At 36.8% G+C, this 22,164-nt stretch carries 11 protein-coding genes; all 11 read left to right on the top strand.

Annotated elements, in window-relative coordinates; genetic code table 11:
• The first annotated feature begins 4 nt into the window (after positions 1 to 4).
• The 11 genes from ABD010_RS17860 (at position 5) to ABD010_RS17810 (ending at position 22,071) form a co-directional block, all read left to right on the top strand.
• A complete protein-coding gene (locus ABD010_RS17860; RefSeq protein WP_343816219.1) occupies positions 5 to 3,706 on the top strand; it encodes a DUF6079 family protein in 3,702 nt (1,233 codons plus the stop codon).
• Positions 3,707 to 3,721: 15 nt separating this feature from the next.
• On the top strand, positions 3,722 to 6,529 hold the full coding sequence (locus tag ABD010_RS17855) for a DNA methyltransferase (protein ID WP_343816216.1): 2,808 nt from the start codon (positions 3,722 to 3,724) through the stop codon (positions 6,527 to 6,529).
• Positions 6,530 to 6,540: 11 nt separating this feature from the next.
• The gene (gene pglZ, locus ABD010_RS17850) at positions 6,541 to 8,487 is read left to right on the top strand and encodes a BREX-3 system phosphatase PglZ (protein WP_343816213.1); all 1,947 of its coding nucleotides are present in this window, start codon (positions 6,541 to 6,543) and stop codon (positions 8,485 to 8,487) included.
• A complete protein-coding gene (locus ABD010_RS17845; protein WP_343816210.1) occupies positions 8,480 to 9,196 on the top strand; it encodes a hypothetical protein in 717 nt (238 codons plus the stop codon). The genes pglZ and ABD010_RS17845 overlap by 8 nt, the downstream gene beginning before the upstream one ends.
• 49 nt (positions 9,197 to 9,245) lie before the next feature.
• Positions 9,246 to 11,621 carry a DEAD/DEAH box helicase gene (locus ABD010_RS17840; protein ID WP_343816207.1) on the top strand — a complete coding sequence of 792 codons (2,376 nt, stop codon included), beginning with the start codon at positions 9,246 to 9,248 and terminating at the stop codon, positions 11,619 to 11,621.
• A 42-nt stretch (positions 11,622 to 11,663) separates the two neighbouring features.
• A complete protein-coding gene (locus ABD010_RS17835) occupies positions 11,664 to 12,431 on the top strand; it encodes a hypothetical protein (RefSeq protein ID WP_343816204.1) in 768 nt (255 codons plus the stop codon).
• A gap of 675 nt (positions 12,432 to 13,106) precedes the next feature.
• On the top strand, positions 13,107 to 17,486 hold the full coding sequence (locus ABD010_RS17830) for an AAA domain-containing protein (RefSeq protein WP_343816201.1): 4,380 nt from the start codon (positions 13,107 to 13,109) through the stop codon (positions 17,484 to 17,486).
• Between the two features lie 411 nt (positions 17,487 to 17,897).
• Positions 17,898 to 18,452 carry a hypothetical protein gene (locus tag ABD010_RS17825; RefSeq protein WP_343816199.1) on the top strand — a complete coding sequence of 185 codons (555 nt, stop codon included), beginning with the start codon at positions 17,898 to 17,900 and terminating at the stop codon, positions 18,450 to 18,452.
• Between the two features lie 195 nt (positions 18,453 to 18,647).
• A complete protein-coding gene (locus ABD010_RS17820; RefSeq protein WP_343816198.1) occupies positions 18,648 to 19,028 on the top strand; it encodes a MerR family transcriptional regulator in 381 nt (126 codons plus the stop codon).
• Positions 19,025 to 20,527 (top strand): class I adenylate-forming enzyme family protein, encoded by a 1,503-nt coding sequence (locus ABD010_RS17815; RefSeq protein WP_343816197.1) that lies wholly within the window; start codon positions 19,025 to 19,027, stop codon positions 20,525 to 20,527. Before ABD010_RS17820 ends, ABD010_RS17815 begins: the two co-directional genes overlap by 4 nt.
• Complete coding sequence (locus ABD010_RS17810) at positions 20,524 to 22,071, top strand: acyl-CoA dehydrogenase family protein (RefSeq protein WP_343816196.1); 1,548 nt, start codon at positions 20,524 to 20,526, stop codon at positions 22,069 to 22,071. Before ABD010_RS17815 ends, ABD010_RS17810 begins: the two co-directional genes overlap by 4 nt.
• Positions 22,072 to 22,164: the final 93 nt, after the last annotated feature.

The raw sequence follows: 22,164 nt of genomic DNA, 5'->3' as shown, positions 1-22,164 counted from the left end.
TGACATGCTACGTTATGATGAGTTAATCTCATTTGATCCTGTTGAATCCGTTGTTAAGCTACGGGAAGCAGATGATAAAGATCGCGCAATTTCATTATTAAACACGTATGTGATTTCAGACAATATGGCCGATAAATTAATTAATGATATAATGGAAAATCTTCAATTTGATCGTATGGTTGATAACAAAGGGTTGTTGATTGTCGGGAATTATGGCTCTGGTAAATCCCATTTAATGAGTGTGGTTTCTACAATTGCTGAACAGCCTGGTGCAAGTAAACATTTGCGTCATGAACAGGTGGCTGAAAAAGCAAAAGAAATAGAAGGTAAATTCCAAGTGATTCGTGCAGAATTTGGTGCTGTGACCATGCCTTTGCGCGAAATAATTTGTCGTCAATTGGAAAAAGGGTTAGCGAATATGGGCCTTGAATACTCTTTTCCCTCAGCTGATCAAGTGACAAATAATAAAGACATGTTGTTTGAAATGATGGAATTATTTCATGAACAATATCCGGATAAAGGCCTATTACTTGTTATAGATGAGCTTCTTGACTATTTACGTGGAAGAAATGAACAGGAATTAACGCTTGATTTAGGCTTTTTACGCGAAATTGGAGAAGTGTGTAATAGCACTCGTTTTCGCTTTGTTTCCGGTGTGCAGGAAATGTTGTTTGAAAATCAAAGGTTTAATTTCGTAGCGGATTCTTTGCGTCGTGTTAAAGAGCGTTTTAAAGAGACACGCATTGTTCGTGAAGATATTGCTTTTGTTGTTTCTGAACGTCTGTTGAAGAAAAATGATGAGCAGAAAGCATTGATTCGTGAGCACTTAAGTAAATTTAAAAAGTTATACAGCGGCCTAACAGAGGATATGGAAACATTTGTAAACTTATTTCCGATTCACCCTGCTTACTTAGAAATGTTTGAGAAGGTTCATATTGGTGAAAAGCGGGTAGCACTCTCGACAATTACAGGTGAAATTAATAAGTTGCTATCTGAAGAAGTGCCAGAAGATGCAACGGGATTGATCTCGTTTGATCGATATTGGACATACATTGAAGAGGATTCCGCCCTACGTTCAGATGATCGTGTAAAAGCGATAATGGATAAAGTTGAAACGTTAAAAGGAACGATTCAATCCGGTGTGAAGCGACAGTATAAATCAATCGCTACACAGATGGTGAATGCTTTGGCAGTCTTTCGTTTAACGACAGAGGATTTGAAGACACCTATAGGATTAAATTCTGACACACTTCGAGACAAACTATTCTTGAGTTTACCAACATTGCTTGATTTTGAAGACGATGCTGCTGAATTTCTGCAGACAACAATCGAAGCGGCAATGAAAGACTTACGAAATGCGGCAAGTTTTCAATTTATTTCTTTAAATAATGACAATGGCCAATATTACATCAATATAGATGAATCTATTCCCGTCGATGAATTAATCCAAAAACGCGGAGAAGGGTTATCGGATAATCAATTGGATAGCTATTACTTCGAAGTGTTGAAACAAGCAACAGAAGTCTCAGAAACGTCTGCTTATGTATTTGGATACAAAATTTGGCTTCACGAAATTCCGTGGATGGACCGACGTGTAAAACGTGAAGGGTATTTGTTTTTTGGCGCACCGAATGAGCGGTCAACTGCACAGCCAGAAAGGGACTTCTATATTTATATGCTTCAACCATTTGAAGAGCCAAAGTTTAAAGATGAACAGAAAGAAGATGAAGTATTCTTCCGACTTAAGAAAAAGAATGATTCGTTCATTCAATTGTTGCGTTTATATGGTGGAGCAGGTGAAATGTATGGTGATACAACCACTAATAAACAGTTGTATAAACCAAAAATGGATGAATATAAAAAGAAGCTTGTCAAATGGATTAAAGAAAATTTCGTTGATGCATATGAAATTGTTTATAAAGGAAATAAGGCCGGTGTATTAGAACACGGAATGTTTTTACCAAGTAACCCTGATACATTAGTTGAACTTGTTGATTCCGTTGCACAAGATTTACTATCACAATGGTTTGAAGTGAAATATGATGAATATCCTTCTTTCCGTAAGCTAGATAGCTCCTTTTTAACCAGAAAAAATATGGATACGTATGTAAAAGATGCGCTGAATTATTTAAATGGTAAGATGACGAATCAAGGTAAAGCGGTTCTTGATGGGTTACTTCTAGTTGATCAACAGGGAAATCCGACAACAAAAAATTCAGGATATGCGAAATGGGTAACAGATTTGCTTGATAGCAAGGAAAATGGTCAAGTATTGAATCAGAATGAATTGATTGAAGTAATTAATACTTCCCAAGGAACGCCTGATCAACGACGAACACAAAAGTTTGCAATGGAGCCTGAATTACTTGTTGTAATTCTTGGTGCGCTTATTCAGGATGGTCAAATTGTTGTTACGATCGATGGCACACAGTATGAGGCTATGAATTTTAATGAATTTGTTCGACTACCTATTCAGGATATAACTTATTTTAGCCATATCAAAAAGCCAACTGGATTGCCTGTACGCGAAGTACAAGCATTAATGGATTTATTTGATACCATTAAAATTGACTTTTCAAATCAAGAGAAGGTCGATTTTGCCATCAAACAAATTGTTGCTGGAGCGAAAAAAGCAACAAGTCAAACAGTGGAGATGTTGGCTAACATAGGGACTAAGTTTCAAGTATGGGATGGACCACTGTTTACACCAGAAGAGATTAAAGAAAAAGAGAAAAAACTTTCTAGTCTGAATGAATTCTTGCAGGGATTACAGGTTTATAATACGCGTGCGAAAATGATGAACCTAAAGTTTGGTCTGGATCGTATTAATCAGGAAAAAGAAAATCTTGATCTTTTAGTTACATTAGAAAATCTGCAAAAGAAAATTAATGAATATACAAAAGTGGCAGACTATCTTGTCAAAGCAAAATTTGTCGTTTCTCCAAGCAATGACTGGATTGATGAAGTAAGTGTTGCATTGGATAATTTAAGCATTGCATTAAAAAACGATGAAGATTGTACAAATGAGATTCAAGAGTTAGCCCGACTGAAAAGGATTTATATTGATTATTATTTGTCATTACATCAACAAATGCGCTTGAATGCAACGGAAAGCAAAAAGAAATCACAATTATTACAGGATGAACGTTTTGATGCTTTAAACTTATTAGCTACAAAAATTGAATTATTACCAAATGAAGTTTTTAAGGAATGGCAAGATAAAGTAAAAACATTGAACGTTTGTTATCATCTAACTGCAGATAAATTGCAACATTCACCGGAATGTCCAGAGTGTCACTTTAACCCAAGAGAAGAGCAATTAAAACAGAAGTTGTCATTATCTGAGCTTGAAGAAGAATTACAAGGGCTATTAGACACCTGGACCGAAACATTATTAACGAACTTTAACGATCCAGCTGTTAAGGAAAGCATTAATTTGCTGGAGGAAGAAGAAGAACAGTTAGTAAATAATTTCATTAATAAGCAAGTGTTCACTTTTCCAATACCAATCAAACTTATTAATGCTATTAATAAAGTGCTTAAAGGTATACACCAAGAACAAGTAGAGCTAGAGCAGTTAAAGAAAATGTTCGGTGATGGAAATCCAATTACCGTAAAAGAAGCACGAGAAAACTTAGACAAGCTACTACGAGCACTTGTTGGTAACAATGACCAAGAACGTGTGCGGTTAACGGTTAAAAAATAGTAGGAGGAACATATTATGGCAAATGAGAAGGAACAACTTTCATTTGAAGAAGAAAAATCTAATGCAGAAAACGAGCCTGTTGTCTGCTTAGGTATGACTTTTAGAAATGATGATGAACGACGTGAATATTTTCGGAATGAATTGAGAATGAAATTGCCGGAGTTGAAAAAAATAGAAGGATTCCCTATTGGGGAAGATGAAGATATTATTGCTATGTCGGATCCTCCTTATTATACTGCATGTCCTAATCCTTGGGTAAATGAATTTATTAAACATTGGGAGGGGATTAAGGAAAAAAAAATAACTAAATACCACCGTGAACCATTTGCTTCTGATGTTAGAGAGGGTAAAAGTAATTCTATTTATCGGGCACATACATATCATACTAAAGTTCCTCATAAAGCTATTATGCACTTTATTTTACATTACACACAACCTGGAGATATTGTTTTTGATGGTTTTAGTGGTACGGGTATGACAGGGGTAGCTGCACAATTTTGTAACAAAAAAGAGGAAGTTGAATCTTTAGGATACAAAGTTCAAAATGGTAAAGTTTTAAAAAAGATCGAATTAGAAGATGGAAAGTACGATTGGGAAGAATTTTCAACTGTTGGGAAAAGAAAAGCTGTTCTTAGTGATTTAGCTCCTGCTGCTACCTTTATATCTAGAAATTATAATGCACCTATAAATTACCTAACTTTTGAAAGAAAACTAAAAGAAATTGTAGATGAATTAGAAAAAAAATATGGTTGGATGTACCAAACTAAACATAATAACGAGGGTATGGGAACAATTAATTCGGTAGTTTGGTCCGATGTCTTTATATGCCCAAACTGTAGTAATGACATTATATATTGGAACAGTGCTGTAAGTAAAGAAGCGGGAAAGGCCTTGGATGAATTCTTTTGCCCCACGTGCAGTTCAATTGTAACTAAAAGAAAATTAGAGAAGAAATGGGAGACTGAGTTGGATGTAAGTACGCTTAAACCTTTTAAAAAAGTAAAACAGGTTCCTGTACTTATTAGCTATACATATAAAAAAAAGCGATACCAAAAAAATCCTGATGAAAATGATCTTGAAATTCTAAAAAAAATTGAAGATGAATTAATGGATTTTCAATATCCTAATAATTTGTTACCGGATGGTTTTAATACTAACCAACCTGGTATATCGCATGGTATAAATCGAATTCATCATTTTTATACAAAAAGGAATTTGCTTGCTCTTTCAATGTTATCTTCGCTTTGTAAGGAAGACCCTGATTTAAACTTTATTTTAACGGGAATATCAAATCGTGCATCCAAAATGAATAGAATACATCTCAAAAACTTTTTCTTCGGTGGTGGTGGTTGGAATCCAGGTGAACAAAAAGGAACCTTATATGTTTCCTCACTACCTATTGAAACTTCAATTATTGAATTAGTAAAAGACAGGGCTAGAGCTTATAAATCTATTTTTTCCTATCAAAAAAATTATGGTGAAGTTATTATTAATACTTCATCTGCAGAAAGTCAAAGCATGGTAGACAACAGTGTTGATTATATATTTTTAGATCCTCCATTCGGTTCCAATATAAATTATTCAGAGCTAAATTTTTTATGGGAATCATGGTTAAGAGTTTGGACTAATAATAAACGAGAAGCAATTGAGAATAAAACTCAGGGTAAAGGGATTGAGGAATATAAGGAACTAATGTTGGCATGTTTTCGTGAGGCTTTTAGGATCTTAAAGCCTAATAGGTGGATGACTGTTGAGTTTTCTAATACTAATGCATCGGTATGGAATAGTATTCAAACTGCATTAACTGAAGCAGGTTTTATTGTTGCTAACGTCGCTGCCCTTGATAAAAAACAAGGTGGTTTTAAGGCAATTACTGGAACAACCGCAGTGAAACAGGACTTAATTATTTCGGTTTATAAGCCAGATACCGAATTATTAAATAAAATTTATATAGAAAGGAATCGCCCTGAATCTATCTTGATTTTTGTTAGTGAACATCTTGAACAATTACCAGTTTTTATTGGGAAAAATAAACAGGCTGAATTAATAGTAGAGCGTACTCCAAGAGTTTTATTCGATAGAATGGTGGCTTATTATGTACAAAGAGGGTTGCCGGTTCCTGTTTCTTCATCTGAATTCCAAGCAATGGTATCTGAGAAGTTTCCTATGAGAGAGGGTATGGCCTTTTTAGAAAATCAGGTAGCAGAATATGACAAAAAAAGGACTCTAATAAAAGATTTTGCACAAATGAGCCTCTTTGTTTCTGACGAAAGTAGTGCTATTGAATGGATTCGTCAACAATTTATGAAGAAGCCGCAAACCCGTCAGGATATTCAGCCAACCTTCATGAAGGAAATTCAACATATAGCCAAACATGAATTACTGCCTGAATTGGACGAATTATTGTACCAGAATTTCTTGGTTTATGAAGGAGATGGATCGGTCCCAGACCAAATAATGGCTTATTTGCGGAGAAATTATAAGGATTTAAGAGGTTTAGAGTCGATTGATCAAAAGGCGATTGAAAAAGCCAAAAATCGTTGGTATGTGCCTGATCCGACCAAACAAGCGGATTTAGAAAAATTACGTGAAAAATCACTCTTACGTGAGTTTGAAGGTTACCTTGAACAATTAGAAGGAAATAAAAAGAAATTGAAACAATTCCGTACAGAAGCTGTTCGTGCTGGATTCAAGAAGGCTTACGGTGATAAGGATTTTGAAAAGATTGTAAAGGTAGGAGAACGTCTGCCAGAGAAAATTATTCAAGAGGATGATAAGTTGCTCATGTATTTTGATAATGCATGTATACGCTTAGGGTTATAGAAGGTGATAAAATGCTTGGATGGCGTGAAGCAATAATTGGAAAAATACAGTATCAACAAACCAAATTGATTTTGGTCCATGATTACGATTATTTACTAAGTGATGAATATATATTACGTAAACTTGGAAGTCATGGTTTTGATATAATTCGGTTTGATGATAGTATGACGTTCCGCTACTTGTACGAGCAACAATATCGTTTGAATTCTTCTTCACCACAGCTTGTTATCTATACAAATGAGGATATTGTATTTCCTTATGAATTTCAAAAACAAGCATTAGAGGTAGAAATGGATTTACAACATATTTTTCCAAAGTTTTCTGCACAAGTTATTCGACAAATCAATCGGGAAGATTTTGATGCCCTGTACACTGTTCATAAACAGTATACAGGCTCATCTTCAGACCAAGAAACGTTGGAATATATCATTAAACACCTATATAAAATCCCGTATGATGTGATGGATTCACAGGTAGATTTATACAAGTCTTTGTTATCCATACATTATAATAATATTGATTTACCCCTGGTAGTTCAGAACTTTCTTGTTCATGAATGGAAGCACATACCTGCTTATCACAAAGTTCCCTTGGAAAAAATCGTTGAATCCCCAACGTTTTTTTATCACTTTATGGAACAAAAATGGGCTGAGTTCGTTAAAGAATTCATACAAGTTCAACAAACACAAATAAAGGATACTATTGAAGTTTATCAGAGTCATCCGTTATTGGATGGAGATGTAAGACGATTGATGAATGATTTATTTATGGAAGGTTTTCTTTCCAAGGTGAAAGTGTCATCGGAATTTATCCCAAATTGGATGCGATTCGGAATTGAAAAGGATGAAAATGAAGAAGATGTAGAGGTGAAATCGCATCATTTAAGGGAGAAGATTGATGAATATGTGCAGAACGCTACTCTTTATAAAGATTGGCAAGAAATTAGTGGTCTGATTGGAGAATTGAAGCTAACTGCTATTTTGAATGACCACCATAAAGTGGATATTGACAACCTGATGGAAACTGTTAATAAAAAATTTATGAAATGGATGATCACTCAGTTTCATACGTTAACAAGTTTACCACCATACCCGAAACCAAAGCTTGTGCATCATATCCCACATGTGATTGATAAAGAGAGAAAGAATAGTGAAAAAGTAGCATTATTAGTTCTTGACGGTATGAATTATTCGCAGTGGAAAATGGTACAAAAATACTTAAGAGGATACCAATTTTTGTTTGAAGAACAGCAAGTATTTGCATGGGTTCCGACATTAACTTCTGTATCAAGACAAGCCATATTGTCTGGGAACATACCATTAACGTTTAGTCAAACCATTCATACAACCGCTTCAGAAGAAAAACTATGGAAATCCTTCTGGGAAAATCAAGGTGTATTAAAACAGTATGTTGCTTATCAGAAAAGTCTAGGAAAAGAGAAATATGACCGGAAAAATATAAAGGCTTTGGCTAGAAAGTCGACAAAGGTGTATGGAGCAGTAATTGATGTGATTGATCAATTTACCCACCATGCTGTGTTAGGAGAGAAAAGCATCACCTCTGATCTTAAGTTATGGTTAGAAACAAACTATCTTGTGAATCTTCTTGATGACTTAATCGATAATGGTTATACTGTCTATCTTACTTCAGACCATGGGAATACAAATGCAACAGGGATTGGTCGCATTTCAGAAGGTGTCCTTGTTGATCAAAAAGGGGAGCGTGTACGAGTTTATAATGATACCACGCTGTATGAAGATGCAGTATCTAAGTTATCCGGATTAAAATGGTCGAATGTTGGATTACCAGACGATTATAATGTGTTACTTGCAGATTATGGTCAAGCCTTTGTTCCAAAAAATCATTCGATCGTTACACATGGTGGTATTAGTATTGAAGAAGTGATTGTACCTTTTGTTAGGGTACAAAAAAATAAAGGAAGTGGATTGGGTGAGTAAACCAGTCGGATTTGATCAAAAAGTGTTGTTAAAGCATTTAGATTTTACAGCAAATCAAACCAAAAAGAACACACGTAAAAAAATGTATACAATCTTGGACGGCTATTTACGTGACGACATAACAGGTGCTAAATCAAGAAAGAATGCGATTACGATGTTGATGAAAATTTGGTATTTAGTTGATAATGATTTGTTGCAAGTTCGTGATCAAATTCTTGACCAGTATAGCCAGTTAACAAAAGAGGAACGGACATGTGTTCATTGGGGACTAACCATGGTTGCTTATCCGTTTTTTAAGGATGTTGCCAATGAATTTGGTCGCCTATTTCAATTACAAGATGAAATTTCTAGTGCAGCGATTGGGAAACGAATGAAAGAAGCGTATGGGGATCGCCGTCGTGTAGAAGTAGCAACGAGTGCAGTGTTATCAAGCATGAAGGCATGGGAAATGATTCAACCAATTGACAGACGTACCTATAAGGCAAATGAAAAAATTTCTATCACGAACCCGTTTATACATGCATTCATTGCTCAGGTTTTATTAAAATTATTAGATAGCGATTCACTTCAAGTTGAATTTATTCATCATCATCCATTATTTTTTCCGTTCGATTATGAACTAGATGTTGTAGGGTTACAGGATTATGAAGTATTTTCTTTCCATCGTCAAGGTGTTAAGGATTTAGTAATTGAAAAAAATACAATCTAAAAGCCTTATTCAACCCTAAATAAGGCATTTTACGATGGAGGTAACAGATATGTTGGCTAAAGGGGATATTGTTTCGAGCACATATTTTCCAGAAGCTGTTGAAATAAAAAAGTGTGAATCAATAGCGGAAGACTTCTACGTGGTTGAAGCGATTGGTCAAGAATCAAGTAAATTTTATGAAGTGATGGTGGAAAGTAAAAAAATAAATGAATTCCAACAGATGAATAATAAAGAGAAATCCGGTATCCAGGCTGAGGATGTACAGAAATATATTCAATACTTATTACTAAAAAATGAAGCAAAATTTTCCCATACAAAAGCATTAGGAAATCAAAATATAATACCATTACCACACCAAATCGAAGCAGTATATGGAAGAATGCTTCAAGTGCCACAACCAAGATTCTTATTGGCAGATGATCCCGGTGCAGGTAAAACGATCATGGCCGGGATGCTTATAAAAGAGCTGCAAGCACGTCTAATGGCCAATCGAATTCTGATACTTGTTCCACCGTTGGTGCTTAAACAATGGCAAGAAGAATTAGATCAAAAATTCGGTTTGCATTTTCATATCATAAATCGGAATGTTGTTAAGGAATATGGTGGCAAAAATCCATTTACAGCAAATTCCCTTTGTCTTGCTTCAATGTATTGGGCTATACGTGATGATGTCAAAGCATTAATACAAGAATCTGATTTTGATTTAGTTATCATTGATGAAGCACATAAGATGGCTGCATACACACAAGGAACGGCTAAAAAGAAAGTATTTCGTACCAAGCTTTATCAGCTAGGTGAATCAATCTTGAGGAAAGCTGAACATTGCTTATTATTAACAGCAACTCCACATAAAGGGGATACGGAAAATTTCCGCCATTTGATGAAGTTAATAGATGAAGACGTATTCTCAAGTACGATAATAAATGAAAGTATTCAAGAAAAAGCAAACCCTTTTATTATTCGGCGCCTAAAAGAAAACCTTAGCAATTTTGATGGTACGCCAATTTTCCCTAAACGTACATCCAAGACCATCCAATTCCAACTAACAGATGAGGAACTGGAATTATACGATGCTGTTACAGAGTACGTACGTCATTACTTTAATCGAGCGATTAACAATGGTAGTCAAAGTACAGCATTTGCAATGATGTTATTACAACGAAGATCAAGTTCATCGATTGAAGCCATTTATCTATCTCTGCGCAGGAGATATAAACGTCTAGTTAAATTATATAAACAAACAGAGAAAGAAAGAAAAAGATATGTGAATAAAGTAAGGAAATTAGATACGGAAAATTATTTAGAAGAGGGTAATGAACTACAAGAAAAATTGGATGCTCAGTTAGTGCAGTCTACGGATGTTGTTGATATGAAGGAATTGAAGAAAGAAATTCTAGCGATTAAGGGACTTATTAAACAAATAGAGCACATTAAATTTTATACAGTTGAGAAAAAGTTTGAAGAATTGGAAGAAACGTTATTCGGCGAAGGCGGTTTACTACTACAACAAAATGAAAAGATCATTATTTTTACAGAATCAGTAGACACCCTTAATTATTTGGAAGAACAATTATTAAAACGGGTACCAAAAGTGGCTAAAATCATCGGTGGATTCTCAATGAATAAGCGTCATCAGCAAGTTGAGATGTTTAGAAACGAGTGTCAGATTATGTTGGCTACAGATGCTGGTGGTGAATCAATAAATTTACAATTCTGTAATCAAATGATTAATTATGATATACCATGGAACCCAAATAGGCTTGAACAGCGAATGGGAAGAATCCACCGAATAGGGCAAAAAAATGAAGTGTTTATCTTTAATTTAGTAGCCAAAAATACACGTGAAGGTAGTGTAATGGTCCGTTTGCTTGAGAAAATGGAAAAAATGAGAACAGACTTAGGATCTGACTTAGTATATGATTTTATTGGTGAAGTGCTAGAGGATCAATATGATAGTTTGGCTAATTTAATGCAAGAGGCCATTGTAAATCGTGAAAAACTTGAAGAAGTTATTGCTAATATGGATAAGACATTGTCAGATGAGAACGAAAGGTTACTAAACCTAGTTGAGGAAGAGCGTCTGACGGAAGAAAAGATTGATTTGCCAAAGTTAAAACGGCAAACAAATGAATGGTTTGTGGAACGTATCCCAAAACGCTTCTACGCTGATTTCACCTCCTTTGTGCTTGAAAAGAAACGTGTACGAATACAAAAGTCTAAAGATGAAACAATCATGCGAATTGAGCGATTGCCTAAGTTTATTCGTGACAATATGCCTGATTCACACGACGAACAAATACAAAGCTATCGTTTTACCAACTCGGTAAACGCTGAATCAGAGGATGTACCGTTAATAACAGATATACACCCCTTATTCCATGTTGGACTTCAGTTAATGAAAAAGGAAATAGAAGGTAGAGCCTGACAGCATTATATTGTCTCGGTTAATGTACCGGAAAAACTACATGTGGAACTTTATGAAATTACAATTACAGATGGAACAGGTAAGGAGCTAGAAAGACGTCTTGTACATTTGGCCAAACGTGAATCCGGAGACATTTTAATATTAAATCCGAATTGGATTTTCCTACATGAATTTGCACAAGAAGATTTAAAAGTTGAAAATACCTCAGCTAATCAATGTGGCAGTGAAATCATGAAACAGTCGATATCAGTCAGGCATGCGGTATTATCAAACAGGGAAAAGCAGTTAAATAAAATGCACACATTTCTAGAGAAATCATTTAATCAGCAATATAGGGATACATTAGATAAGCTTGAGAGTTATCAACAAGAAAATACTGATAATAGAAATAGTGCTCCGATAAATCAGATGAACGCTAAATTGATTGATTTAGATCAGAAGAAAGAAGAACGTTTGAATTTAATTAACCGCCAAAAAAACGTATCAATCAAGCCTCCAAAGAAAATGATCTCATTAGAAGTGGATCCCATAGGATATAGTCAACAGGTGCTTGCTTCAGATTATTATGAGACGATCGTTCAATATGAAAAAGCAAATGGCAGGTTAAATGTAAAACAATATGACAATCTCGGATTGATAGACTTTTCTAGTGAAAGGTTTAATGGAGAAGAAAGGTATATATTACTTACTTCAGATCCTGGTTATATGTTGAGTGATCGGGAATTGGAAGACTTACAAGATGTGTTGGATATGTTGTATGTTTATGTGGTGAGAGATTGTTTGGTTGAAGAAGAAATGAAATTAATGTGATAGAGGAAATGTGAGAAAATGCAGAGGAATTTGTATGGATAAAGGGCAAATTGAAATGTTATTTGACTAAAATTTACGTGATTATCCAACCAGGTTCTTACTAGTTTTTTAATAAAAATACACCTCAACAATTTCTTGCACATGTTTTTCTATAAAATGGTTAATGTACAGCATCTGATAATATAAAACATTGAATTATTATACAAACTGAACTATAAGTGTAAAGCGGCACACTATTCCAGCCGAAAACGGGTGATTTTTTTCAAATTAAGACGGATATTTTCACCTTATCTCAGCCAAAATCTGGTGCAATTTGCAAATTCCCGACCATTTATTTACAATTATCCCGTTTGTGGCTTGACATGGAGCCTCTGTGGGCATGGGTTGTAGTGAAAGGCGAAACGGGAAAACGCCGATTTCACAAGGAAAATAGCCTACCATGCCCACCTCTCCATGTAAAGCCGTATCACCCGATTATGTAAGTATCTTCCAAACTGGAATGCTGTGCTAATGTGAAACTGAAATAATGTGGATATTTACACTATAAGATCATTATTTATTGATTTATTAGAATGGGTTGATTTTGCTTATATATCCACTTTGTAATACAATTGTAATTATTGTAACAAAAATTCAATAGAAGATGCAAAGATAAGTGTAAATGAGGTGTCAACTATGAGTAAAATACAAGAAGAAAAAGCTGCCCGGTTTTTTAATTATTTATTGGAGCTTAATAACCTGGTAGGGAAAGTTGACCGGGATTATAAAAAAAATGAAATGACCTGGGCAATAACTGACTTGGAAGAATTAGAAGGATGTAATGTTCTCTCTCAATGTAATGAAGAAGAGAATTTTTTGGAAATAAAAAAGCCCATTATCACTGAAGAGGAGGAAAGGGCTCCACAACCTCCGGATGAAATAGTAAACTGGATAAAAAGTACATACAAGCGAGAAGATTTGGAACCAACTTTCTATGTTGAAAAAGCGGAGAAAAACGAATACGGTGAAGAAAAAAATATATTATTTGAGGATGATCAAGTTAGGCGTAACCTTTATAATAAGTGGAAGTCAGAGTGGCAGGATTGGGCGGATAATCTAAAGCTGAAAAGATATGTATCGAAATTATACAATGAGTTCTTTCAGTTAGTTTCACGTTTTGAACGAGAAGGGGATACGTTGGAACTCATATTTGGTCGTGGCATTTTGACATGGCAACATTCTGATAAAAAAATTGGAACTATCCGTCATCCGCTCGTTACAAGTAAACTGGAACTTGAGCTAATTCCCCAGAAAGGCCTTATCATTGCCAAACAATCAGAGGAGAATGTGAAAGTCGAAAGGGAAATGCTCACGAACGTTGATCTTCCAAATAAACAGAAACTGGATGAAATAGTGGAAGAACTAAAATCCATGGATATTCTGGATGATATGTCATACTTATTTCATCAATATGCCTCTTTAATTCACCCAGATGGTTCCTTTGTGGAGAATAAAGGAAGCAAACTTTCTGTTAGTAGGAAGCCTTCCATTTTTGATTATCCCATATTTTCTCTCCGTAGTAAAAAGGTTCGCGTGCTTCGTGAGGATTTAAAACAGATAATTGAAGGGCTTGAAACAGGTACCATTGAGTTAACAGAAGCTGTCACTTCAATTTTTGAAGAAGAGAGGGATGAAGCAGAATTTACTGCTGAAAAAGATTCCTTTTCACCGTTACCTAAGAATCATCTATATTTTCCATTGCCAGCCAATGAGCAACAAAAAGAAATTGTACGTCGAATAGACCGTAGTTATGGAGTCACTGTTCAGGGTCCGCCCGGCACAGGTAAAACACATACAATTGCTAATTTAGTCTCTCATTTTCTTTCGCAGGGAAAGAGGATTTTAATTACTTCTCAAAAAGAAAATGCCCTGAAAGTATTAAAGGATAAAATTCCTGATGCAATTCGTGATTTGTGTGTACCAGTTTTAGGTGGCGGTAGAGAATCAATGAAAGAAATTGAAAGTTCTATACGTACCCTTGGTGAAAAATTAGGAGAATTGGATACCGAATCTCTTGACAAAAGAATTAATCGCAACCTTGAATCCCTTGATGTAAGCAAGCGTGAAGAAGCTAGATTAAAAGGTGAGCTAAAAAGATATACCGAAAAGGAAGGTACTCCATTAATTTATAAAGGAGAAAAACGGTATAAGTATGATATAGCAAAGGAACTGGCGCAGGCCGAAGTTGACTACAAATGGATAAAAGATGATGTTGCAATGGAAACTGAATTTCCGTTAACTGATGCTCAATGGACTCGTTTATGGGATCTTCGTAATCAGTTGAATAAAAAAGACCTTTTATTAAGAGATAAGCGCTTGCCAGTATTAGATACTGAAATTCGGAATGTGCATTCTTTTAAGGAACTAATGCAAAAAGAAGAGGGTTTAAATGAATATGAGGATGAAGGTCAGCAAATTATTCAATCCTACCAACTTCCAAAAGACCATGATGTAGTTCAGGCTATTCGAGATAAGATTTTTGATATTTTGTCTTATAAACCTCTTATAGTTGAGGAATTTTCTACAGTGATAGTAGAAGAACTAAGGGCAGGTGGTATTCGGGAAGAGAGATGGAGAAAATTAATTGAAGAACAACAGAAAAATATTCAGCATCTATTTAGCCTTTATAATGATTTAATTACACATGATATTCGACTTCCTGATAAGGATTTAAAGGATGTTCAAACTGATATCCAAACAGTTAAAGAACACTTTGAAAAAGGCAAAAAGCCAAACTTTATGTTTTTCCTAATAAAAGGAAAGTCAACAAAATATTTATTTGAAAATAACATTTTAAATGGGAAACCGGTGGAATGTCTCAAAGATTTAGACCCTCTTGAAAAGTATATTGAATATCAGAAACAAAAAGAAGAGACATCCCGTATTTTAAATGGAAACATGCGAGAAGCAAATGGCGAGCAACTAGATGTGAAAGCTGCTCGTTTTCCACACGAAGCGGAAAAAGTATTAGATGATATTAGAAAAATTATTGAATATGTCGATGCGATCTGTATTTTAGAAAATCAATTCCCCGCATTTGTTTCAATAAATGTAAATCCTTACAATTTTGATGAATTGAAAAGAGTAAACATGGAATTGGAAGTCGTTGAAAATTACATTAAATTGAATTACTGGAAAAACAAACAGGAAAAGGAAATTAACGAATTACGTCACCTTTGTGAAGAGCAGAATATGCATTCTATAATGTACCAATTTATTGAAGCAATGGAACAAAAGAATCAAGAACAGTGGGAAGCATTGACAGAACAGCTTTTCCAATATGAAGAAGTGAGAAAGCTTGTAACAGAGTTTTATGACTTGCTGGATTTGCTGCAGAAAAAATTTCCGACTACTGCCATTTCAATTGAATCCTCCGTTGGTAAGGAGTGGGGGTATATTGACGATTACCAAAAAGCTCTGGAATTAAAAAAGCTGCAAACTTGGTTGGATGAAACCAAAGATGTGAATGTAGCCAGGCTGAAGGATAAACTTGAAGATGAGCATCAGGAGCAGAGAAAATTAATTTATGATGTTGTCTCCGCTTCAACATGGAAAAGTCAGTTGGAACGTGTCACGCAACGAGAAAAACGTGCCTTATCATCCTGGAAAACGTATATTAAGCGTTTCGGAAAAGGTAGCGGAAAGTCAGCACAAACAAATTTGAAAGGTGCCCGTGACTCCATGAAAATAGCTCAGGGGGCCATTCCTGTTTGGATTATGCCGATTAATCAGGTATTGGAGAATTTTCCTGTAATGAATGATAAGTTCGATGTAATTATTTTTGATGAAAGCAGTCAGTGTGATTTGTTCTCAGCAAATGTGCTTCTTCGTGGGAAGAAAATGATTGTAGTTGGAGATGAAGAGCAAATTAGCCCGCAAGCAATTGGAACGAAATTTGAAGCGGTTAACGAGCTTGTTCGTCGTTATTTGGCCGACGTACCGAATGCAAACTTATTTGACGGGAATATCTCTTTATATGAAATCGCTGAGCAGACATTTCCTAAAGAAGGTAAACTCATGCTTCGTGAGCATTTCCGTTGTGTGCCGGAAATTATTCAATTCTCTAACGATTTGAGTTATGGGGGAGACATGATACCACTACGTCTACCGTTGGAAGAAGAAAAGCTGGATCCACCTGTAAAAGCTATTAAAATTGATGATGGTTATAATGATGCCAAGGAAAAGGATATAAATATACCAGAAGCTGGACGTATTGTTGAAGATATTGTAACAATGACCAAAAACCCCACTTATGATAGTCAAACAATTGGCGTTATTGCTCTCCAAGGTCAAAAGCAAGCCGCATATATTGAAGGGAAAATAAGAGAAGCAATCGGGGATGAAGAATTTGTGGAGAGAAAAATCATCTGTGGAGATCCCTACACATTACAGGGGGATGAAAGAGATGTCATATTTTTATCGATGGTTGTAGCACCTGAAAGGAATTTCCGAGCATTAACAAAAAATAGTGAAAAACAAAGGATAAACGTAGCTGCAAGTCGAGCAAAGAATCAAATGCGTCTTTATCATTCCGTTGATGTGGGGGACTTAAATCCTGATGATTTAAGATATCGTTTGCTAAGTTACTGTAAAAATCCTTCAAGAATCAATGAGCAAGTTGAGGAGTTGGAGGGCAAATGTGATTCACCGTTTGAAGTCGATGCTCTTCGTATGATACTTGCAAAAGGCTATAAAGTAACTCCTCAAGTAAAAGTGGGAAAATATAGGATTGATCTTGTAGTTGAGGGATTACGAAATCGCTTAGCCGTCGAATGCGATGGAGAAGCATGGCATGGCCCGGAAAAATTTGAAGAAGATATGCTGAGACAAGAGTCACTAGAAAGAGCGGGCTGGCAGTTTTGGCGAATTCGTGGAAGAGAATTTTACTTTAATCGTAAAAGTGCCATGGAAAGTTTGTGGGATAAACTAGAACAAATGGACATTCATCCGGTAAATAATGAGTTAATTAATGAAGATTCCATCAGTGAACAAACAAAATCATCTATGTATACTTAATAAGCAAGTAAATGGCACTTGAAAGTATGAAAAGTAAAAAAGCTGTAGAAAATCATTTCGGCGCATCAATTGGAATTAATAATTCAATAATGGGGTAAAAGGGCAGATAAAATATCCTTTTACCCATTTCTATTTATAGGTGAAAATGGGGTAATAAGGTTAATGAACATAAAAATCCATGCCTTACCTTTTTACAGAATATTCGCTAATATAGGGGTGTAGGTAGAAAATAGCATATTTTAAAAAAGGACGATTTATATTTGAATATTTTAGTAAGGCATCAGATCCCTAGGTGGTGTTAAGGTACCCTTTACTATGCAACACTATTATTATATAAACTGCTATGTTGCTAACTAATGGGCGGATCATACTAAATATTTTTCTATAAACTAAGCTAGATTGGGTGTTAATATGACTGAATTAAACGAGTTCACTATAATAAAAGGAACATCTAAGCGAATAGTTGATTATTGGAAATGGGCGTACTCAAATATTAATATGAACAGCGAGAGAGGAGTATTTGCTGAATTTTTGATAGGAAGTGCTTTGGATTCTCTTGGAACTGGTAGGGTAGAGTGGGATGTTGCAGATATAAAATATAGAGGTAATCTTATAGAAGTAAAATCATCAGCTTTTTTGCAAGAATGGGAACAGAAAAAGCCATCGATTCCAATATTTGATATTGCTAAAAAATATGAGTTTGGTGAATATACATCCTCACGTGTTAGACATGCACACATCTATATTTTTGCGCTTTTATATGAAGAAGACCGAAACTTCATGGATCCTTTAGATATGGAACAATGGGAGTTTTATATTTTATCAACTAGAAGGATAAATGAATTTTTTGGTGATCAAAAATCAGTATCCTTAAATCCATTAAAAAAAGTGTGCAATCCAGTTAGGTATAAGGATATTAATTCTGTGGTCGATGAAATCATAGATATCCAAAATAAAAGTGACTAAAAGCAGTTCTACATGAAAATAGTTCTGTTTATAACGGTATTGTTATTAATCAGTACTGAGAAAAAACTGATAAGAATGGCTCCAAGCTCAAACGAAACAAAATTAAAAACTGGACTATCAAAGGGAAACCACATTAAAATTGCACTTTACGTCAACGTCAATGATAAACTAATTTCAAAAGCGAGGGGGAGGGCTGTGAAGACGATTGCAGAAGTTGCTGCGGAGTTTGATGTGTCGACGAGGACGATTCGTTATTATGAGGAAGTTGGTCTATTGGTGCCGGAGCGTACTTCGGGTAACAGGCGACTGTATTCCAAGGCTGATATGGCAAGGTTGAAGCTTGTTTTTCGTGGGAAGCGCTATGGTTTTTCACTTGAGGAAATTAAAGAAATGATTTTGCTTTTTGATGAAGATCGAACGGGTAAGAAGCAACTTAAGCGAACAGTCGAATATGGGGAGTCAAGAATTGCGGAAATTGAGGATGCCATTGCGGAATTTCAGGCATTAAAAGAAGAAATGGAAATACTTTTGGGGCAGTTTAAACAAAAATTACAGGAAGAGGAGGAAGGTTCATGAACAGTTCGGTATTGCTGGCGCGTAATGCAAGGAAGTATCCGTCACAGGAGGCTGTGGTTTGTCAGGGACAGCGGTTGAACTATCGAGAACTGGATTTTCATGTGAATTGTTTTGGAAGCGCTATCAAAAGGTTAGGGGTTGGTATAGGCGATAAAGTTGCTTTGCTGATGCCGAACGTTACAGAGTTTGCGATTGCTTATTTTGCGGTGCAGCGAATTGGTGCCATTGTTGTGCCGGTAAATGCAAAACTTACGGGTGCTGAAGTGGAATACATTGTGGATAATTCCGATGCGAAGGCTATAATCGTGCATGAGTTGTTATTTCAAGGTATAAAGCATTTCACGGATCCTTCCATATTAATAAAAACAGGTGATTCTGATGGACACTGGCAAAGTTTTGAGGCATTGATGGAAAGTGGAAGTCCTAATCCGATTTCCTGTGATTTAACCGAGGATGATCTTTCCACCATCTTGTATACGTCGGGTACCACTGGGAAGTCAAAGGGAGTGTTGTTTAGTTACCGCAATATACTATCAGTTGCCAACTTGATTTGTGTTGAAATGGAAGTAAAGCCGGAGAGCCGTATCCTGTTGATGATGCCGCTTAGTCATTCCGCACCGCTTCATCTATTTTTCATGGCAGGGATGATTGTCGGTTCCACATTAGTTTTGACACCAACGTTCACACCGGACCTTTTCCTGGATACGGTGGAGCAGGAAAAAACAACGCATTTCTTTGGCGCGCCTGTTGCATATTTGACCACTGCGCAACATCCGCGGGTAAACGAGGCTGATCTGTCATCGATGAAGTGGTGGGTATATGGCGGTGCGGCATTGTCTGCAAAAGAGGTACAGCATATCAAGCAGGTTTTTCCGAATGGGAACCTGGTTTGTGTATATGGTCTGACCGAAGCGGGACCAAGTGGGACGTTACTGTTGAATCATGAACATAAAACAAAAGCGGGAAGTATCGGCAAACGTGCTGCGCTTGGTACGGAAATCAGAATTATTGATGATGATGGGAACGAAATGTCGTCCGGAAAAGTGGGGGAGATTGCACTCCATGGTGAAGGAAATATGGTCGGATATTACAATAATCCGGATGCAACAGACGAGGTTTTACGGGACGGCTGGCTGCGGACAGGTGACCTGGCGATGAAGGACGAGGATGGGTATTTTTGGATTGTTGACCGGAAAAAAGACATGATTATTTCTGGCGGTGTCAATGTGTATCCGAAAGAAATTGAAGATGTTTTTCTGATGTATGAAGGAGTGACGGAGGTTGCTGTGATTGGTGTGCCGCATCTGGAATGGGGAGAAACGGTTAAGGCCATTTTCGCAGCAACAGAACAGGTGAATCCGGATGATATCAAAAGTTTTATAAAAGAACAGCTGGCATCGTACAAAGTGCCGCGTATCTATGAGCAGGTGGAGAACTTGCCGAGAAATGCATCCGGAAAAATTTTAAAACAGGTATTGCGGGAAGGGGTTGCGAAGTGAAGGTACTGCAGGAAGAACGTACAGAAAAACGGCGGAATTTTTTTACCGAAGATGAATTTTTCCAGAAGCTGTTAAAAAAACACTTGGACGATGAGTTTTATGCATATGCAACGAAGGAATTGGAGAAGTTCGGGGAAACTTGTGCGAATGAAATTGACGAACGTGCGACACATACCGACCGGGACGGGAGACCACAGTTAATCCGCTACAATAAATATGGTGAAGAAGTGTCCGAGGTATGGGTGAACGAAGGCTACAAAAAGACGGTTGCGGAAACGTATGGCACAGGAATTGTTGGTTATGTGCACAAAGAAATACCTGAACTTGGACGGAAAGGAAACTATACCTACAGTTTTGCGCAAGGTTATCTGCTGTCACAGGCTGAGCCCGGCTTTCATTGTCCGGTCACGCTGACGCTGGCAACTGCTTATTTGCTGGATCATTATGCGGATGAAGCGGTTAAACAGCGATTTTTACCTTATATTTGTGCAACCGGCGATGTCGAACTGTATGAGGGTGCAACGTTTCTTACGGAAAGGCAAGGCGGGTCTGATGTTGGCGCTAATGTGGTACAGGCAAAAGAAGAAGGGGGTCATTACCGGTTATACGGCGAAAAATATTTTGCCTCCAATGCCGGCATGTGCGGAGTGGCGATGGTGCTTGCGAGACGGGAAGGAGCACCTGCCGGATCACAGGGGCTTACATTATTCGCTGTTCCGTGGAAAAAAGAAGATGGCAGTGTGAATCATTTACGGATTCGACGGTTAAAGGATAAGCTTGGCGTACGGGCAGTTCCTTCCGCTGAAGTGGAGTTTGACGGGGCAAAAGCATATGTGGTCGGGGATCCAGATCGCGGATTCTACTATATGATGGAGGCTCTTAATCTATCAAGAATCTGCAATACAGTAGCATCGATTAGTATCATGCGCAGGAGCTATGCAGAAGCAAAAGCATATGCCGAACGCCGTGACGCTTTTGGCAAAAGGCTGGTTGAATTTCCGATGGTGCAGCAAACATTGAATCAGCTTCAGCAGAAACTGGAGGCGGAAATGGCAGCTACATTCGAGATGGTTCAATTATATGAAAAGGTGACAAACGGAGAAGCGACAAAAGAAGAAGAGGCGCTTAACCGTCTGCTGATCGCCATCATGAAAAAGGAGTCAGCAGAACAGGCTATCGCTTTTGCGCATGAGGCGATTGAAATGCACGGCGGAAACGGCTACATTGAAGACTTTGTCACACCGAGATTGCTCCGGGACGCACAGGTGTTAACCGTCTGGGAGGGCACCGCCAACATTCTCGGACTGGAGTTGATTCGTCTGGTCAACAAGTTTTCCGCACATGAGATTTTTCTCCATGATTTAAAAGAACGATTGGACGGAATGGCGGCATTGGAATTAGTGGAGCAGTGGCAGGCGTTAAAGGGCCGTCTTGATGTGTTTGCCGAAGATGACCATGTTACACAGGAGTTGAAGGCGAAATCGATGGCAAAAGAAATGGCCGAGCTGTATGAACGGGTTGTGTATGTGGAATTGGGTTACTGAATGAATGTAAAAATAAGAGGGATGTTGTTTTGGCAGCATCCCTTTTTAGTGGAGTGAGCAGACAAAAAACTGCCCTATAACAGGACAGTTGAA

Source organism: Virgibacillus siamensis (genome assembly GCF_039522605.1).
Taxonomy (GTDB): domain Bacteria; phylum Bacillota; class Bacilli; order Bacillales; family Amphibacillaceae; genus Lentibacillus; species Lentibacillus siamensis.
The sequence above is the reverse complement of the archived record's forward strand: the minus strand, read 5'-3'. Positions and strand labels throughout refer to the sequence as shown.